The organism is Deltaproteobacteria bacterium, assembly GCA_022340465.1.
In the GTDB taxonomy this organism is placed as follows: Bacteria; Desulfobacterota; Desulfobacteria; order Desulfobacterales; family B30-G6; genus JAJDNW01.
Genome location: JAJDNW010000109.1, coordinates 1 through 4,345, shown reverse-complemented (window position 1 = coordinate 4,345; position 4,345 = coordinate 1). Strand labels below are relative to the sequence as shown.

Here is a 4,345-nt window from a genome sequence, read left to right as displayed (position 1 = left end):
TCTATTTTACCATGTTGTTTACCCTGCGGGAAAGCCTGAGGACTTCAGATTCCGCGTTGCTGAGGGTTCGAAGTAAAACACTACGACTTCACCCTCAGACGCCTTGACTCTGAAGCCCTCAGGCTTTTGCAACGCTGGGGTGAACTCAGCAAACCCAAGGAGCGCGTTAGCCCAAATACGGGATTGCGGATTTGGTTTACGGAATGGGCCTCACTTTACGGCTTCATCACCGCTTCTACGCAACAGCAGCGGCAAAAACAGCAGCGGTGCCGTACCCATTACCGCCAGCAGGCCGACAGGGCCGAACACCTGCATGGAGGAACTCCCTGAAATGGGTCCCACCACCATGCCGAAAGTGTACGCCATGACGAACATCGAACTGGCGGCGGTCAGGTCGGTCGCCTTGAAAACCTGGCCGATGTTGAGCATGCCCAAGGTGTAAAAAGCGCCCACCGCTCCGCCCCAAATGAAAAGCAGCACACTCGACAGCAGGACCAGATCCAGGCTGACGTGCACCAGCGGCACGATGACAACCGAGACGATGGAGACCGCCAGACCGACGGTTTTGAAGGGCGCCCGGTCGGCAATCCAGCCGATGAACGGCTGGCAGGCGAAGCTTCCCACCGAAAATACGGAAACCAGCGTCAGGGCATAGGCGGTCTCGATCTCGCTGCGCAGGCCGTAAATCGGGAGCAGTGACAGCACTTCCGTCTCCAGGAAGCCGCTGATGAAACCCGCGGTCGTGGCCACCGGGGCCACCCAGATCATCTGCAGCACGCCGTGGCGCACCGCGGGCAAATGTCCGTTTTCGACCTTGGGAACCAGCAGCAGGGGAAGGGTTGCGCCGGCCATGACCAAAGCGGCGATCACGAAGGGCCGTGCGCCTTCCACACCGATGAACCGCAAAAGCACCGGGCCGGTGGCGAGGCCCATGGTCCACACCGTGGCGTAGGCCCCGACGATGCGCCCCCGGCTGTGCCCGGGCGCCATCGCGTTGATCCAGGCCTCACTGCTCACCCAGTGCATCCCACCGGCAATGCCCAGAAAAAACCGCATGAGATACCAGAACCACAGCGCATCGTTGAGCCACAGGCAGAAGACGAAAACTCCCGACAGCAGGGTTCCTGCAACCATGGTACGCAGCGAACCCAACCGGTGGATGCAGGCCGGTAGAAAAGGGCCGATCAGCAGGACTGCCAGGGAATATACAGTGGCGTTGAGTCCGTTGGCGATTACCGATATGCCGCGCTGCTCCAGGACCACCGAAGTCAGCGGAACGATGAGGCCGATGCTCAGACCCACCGCTCCCGAGCTGATGATCACGGGCAGCAGACGCCGGGAATACACATTGGTAAGTGGCAATCTTTTGTCGTTCATGGCGTCCGGACCACATTTTCGAATAAAGAAAAGGAAGATATAGCAAAACCGGTTGCAATAAAAGCCATATTTACATTAGTAACGTGCCATGGAAAAAAAAGTCGAATTTAAATCGGAAGGTTTTCGCATCCAGGGGTTGATCAGCCGGGGAACGGGACCGGGGGGCATCGTCATCACGCACCCGCACCCGCAGTTCGGCGGTGACATGTACAACCCGGTCGTCGAGTCCATCGGCAGTGTGTACCAGCGTAAAAACCGCACCACCCTGCGCTTCAACTTCAGGGGGGTCGGGGCCAGTGAAGGCCGTTACAGTGAGGGTGTCGGTGAACGCGAAGATGTTTTAACGGCCGTTGCCTGGCTCCGGCAGGAAGGCATCGACCGTATCGACCTGGCCGGCTATTCGTTCGGTGCCTGGGTCAATGCCCACGTCGACGGTAGGGCTGCGGCCATTGACAGAATGATCATGGTTTCGCCGCCGGTGGCTTTTATTAAATTCGAAGAAGGGTTGCGCCTGCCGCGTCTCGAGCTGGTTGTCGGCGGGAGCCGCGATGAGATCGCCCCTCCCGGCGTCATTCGCGGCTTGCTGCCGCAATGGAACGCGGATGCCCGCTTCGAGGAAATTCAGGGCGCCGACCACTTCTATTTCGGTTATTTCGAGCAACTGGAGGCGATACTCGAAAAATATGTGTTCGAGCGGTAGGCGAATGACCAGCGGGGCAGCCTGCTACGCCCTGACCCGCATACCGCACACCGTATACCGTAAACCGAATACCTTAAACAACAACATCGCCATGATCAGCATCTACATCAAACTCCTGATGACCGCCATTTTCTGGGGCGGGACCTTCATTGCCGGCAGGGTGGTCAGCGGGCACGTGAACCCCTATGCAGCCGCTTTTTTACGATTCGTCGTGGCATCCTTTTTCCTGGTGCTGCTGCTGGCCAAAGAGGAGGGCCTGCCGCGCCGCGTAGAGGCGAAAAAAACGCTGGCGCTCGTTATGCTGGGCGCCACGGGTGTGTTCGCCTACAACCTGTTTTTCTTCAAAGGGCTGCAGCTCATCAGCGCAGGAAGGGCGTCGCTGATCATCGCCAACAACCCCATCTTCCTGGCCATATTCTCCTTTCTGCTTTTCAAGGAAAAAATGACCCCATTGAAGGTCATCGGCATCCTCATCTCCGTTACAGGCGCCGTCATCGCCATTTCCGGCGGGAACCCGACCGCCTTGCTGTCGGGCGGTGTCGGGATGGGGGATGTGTACATCTTCTGCTGTGTCTGCTTCTGGGTCGCCTACTCTCTGATCGGGAAAAAAGCGATGGACACCTTCTCCCCCCTGGCGGCCGTCACCGGTGCGGCCGTCACCGGCGTCCTGCTGCTGTTCATCCCGGCCTGGCAGTCCGGCATGCTGGCTGAAATGGCCCGCTACCGCCCGGCGGACTGGGCGGCTATTTTTTACCTGGGGATTTTCGGCACCGTGCTCGGTTTTGTCTGGTATTATGACGGCATCAAAGCCATCGGCCCGGCCAGGGCCGGCCTGTTCATCAATTTCGTGCCCCTGAGCGCCATCGTCATGGGATATCTGATACTCGGTGAGGCCGTCACCATTTCCCTGGCCGCCGGGGCCGCCCTGGTCATATCTGGCGTTGTCCTGACCAATACGGCGTCCGTGCGCCTGCCGAAATGACAAACCGCATGCCCCCATCCCCGGGGGCGGAAACGGCTGCCGCATTGGGAACATAGGGGACGTAACAATCTACCTCCCGAGGTAGGCCCGACGCTTTTTCTCCGGAAATTTCTCGATCGCGCAGCGCAGCATGTTCCGGGGCATGTGCCTGACGTGTTTTTTCAAAAAAGGCTCCCCCGCTGCCATGTCGCGCTTCCCGATTTCCCGCAGCATCCAACCTGCGGTCTTGTGGATCAGCTCTTCGGCGTCGTTTACCAGCAGTTCGCAGATGTCGAGAGTCGTTTCGAACTGATTCCGGCATATGTACGCGTCACCGGCACGCGAATGCCCAGAAACTCGTCCCCTTCGCCGCACTCCCCTTTTCCGGACTTGAAAAACCGACTGGCGTGCGCGGCGATCTCCGGCTTGCCCTCCTTCCGGAATGCCTGAATCAGTTTTATATGTGAAATCGCTTGTCTGCTCATTTTTAAAATGATTATATCACAACACGTCAGTATTATGGAGGATTCCAATGAAAATGGTTCCTGAAACAACACTTCATTTCTTTTGTGGGAAAATGGCTGCGGGGAAATCGACTTTAGCTATTGCGTTGGCAAAAGACAATGATGCTATTCTGTTAAAAGAGGATGATTGGCTCTCTTATCTCTATCCTGAAGAAATAACAGATATTCAAGAATACATTAGATACAGTGCGCGCCTGAAAAATATATTATCTGGCCATGTGGTATCATTGCTTTCTCATGGGGTGTCCGTTGTACTTGACTTCCCTGCAAACACAAAAGACCAACGCAACTGGTTCCGCTCCATTTATGAACGCGCAAACGCATCACACCTGCTTCACTTTGTCGATGTGAGTGATGCCATATGTAAAAGGCAATTAAAAGAAAGGAGCAAAGACAAGCCAGAAGGCTCCGCTTTTACTTCAGATGCTGAGTTTGATGCTATTACAAAATATTTTCAAGCGCCTTCGGAAGACGAGGGGTTTGATATAATCAGGTATCAAAGGTAAAAAGCCAAGCAACCACCCTATATCGAGCTATTCATGAGCGAAAAAATGTATCTAAATTTAGCCAAAGTGAGTACTTAGCAAAAGACGACCCATGGCAAACGTCGTTTTGGAAGGGTATGTTGCCAAACACTATGAGACCTGCCAAAAAATCTCCGCACTCGGGAGCCGCAAGTGCCGGCGCATCTTGACCCGGCCCGCCAAATCGAATATGAGCACAATGGCGCGCATAAGGCGCATGACCTAACCTCATCGTTGAGGTTAACGCTCAATCATTGAA

General features: G+C 55.7%; 4 protein-coding genes and 1 pseudogene. 3 read left to right on the top strand and 2 right to left on the bottom strand.

Features of this window, described 5'->3' with window-relative positions; genetic code table 11:
- Positions 1–210: 210 nt before the first annotated feature.
- Positions 211–1,377: an MFS transporter gene (locus tag LJE94_15860; protein ID MCG6911580.1), complete on the bottom strand. Its 1,167-nt coding sequence runs from the start codon at positions 1,375–1,377 to the stop codon at positions 211–213.
- Between the two features lie 88 nt (positions 1,378–1,465).
- Between LJE94_15860 and LJE94_15855 the strand changes: the two genes are divergently transcribed.
- Both LJE94_15855 and LJE94_15850 read left to right on the top strand, forming a co-directional pair.
- Positions 1,466–2,077: an alpha/beta hydrolase gene (locus LJE94_15855; protein MCG6911579.1), complete on the top strand. Its 612-nt coding sequence runs from the start codon at positions 1,466–1,468 to the stop codon at positions 2,075–2,077.
- A gap of 4 nt (positions 2,078–2,081) precedes the next feature.
- Positions 2,082–3,059, top strand: a complete 978-nt coding sequence (locus LJE94_15850) for a DMT family transporter (GenBank protein MCG6911578.1) — start codon at positions 2,082–2,084, stop codon at positions 3,057–3,059.
- A gap of 69 nt (positions 3,060–3,128) precedes the next feature.
- On the opposite strand, the pseudogene LJE94_15845 reads toward LJE94_15850, so the two are convergent.
- A pseudogene (locus tag LJE94_15845) lies at positions 3,129–3,523 on the bottom strand (DNA alkylation repair protein).
- A 53-nt stretch (positions 3,524–3,576) separates the two neighbouring features.
- On the opposite strand from LJE94_15845, the gene LJE94_15840 reads away from it, so the two are divergent.
- Positions 3,577–4,068: an ATP-binding protein gene (locus LJE94_15840; protein MCG6911577.1), complete on the top strand. Its 492-nt coding sequence runs from the start codon at positions 3,577–3,579 to the stop codon at positions 4,066–4,068.
- The last annotated feature ends 277 nt before the right edge of the window (positions 4,069–4,345 follow it).

Coding starts and splice junctions, on each gene's coding strand:
- LJE94_15860 (MCG6911580.1), bottom strand. CDS start 1,377: ATGAACGACAAAAGATTGCCACTTACCAATGTGTATTCCCGGCGTCTG.
- LJE94_15840 (MCG6911577.1), top strand. CDS start 3,577: ATGGTTCCTGAAACAACACTTCATTTCTTTTGTGGGAAAATGGCTGCG.
- LJE94_15855 (MCG6911579.1), top strand. CDS start 1,466: ATGGAAAAAAAAGTCGAATTTAAATCGGAAGGTTTTCGCATCCAGGGG.
- LJE94_15850 (MCG6911578.1), top strand. CDS start 2,082: ATGACCAGCGGGGCAGCCTGCTACGCCCTGACCCGCATACCGCACACC.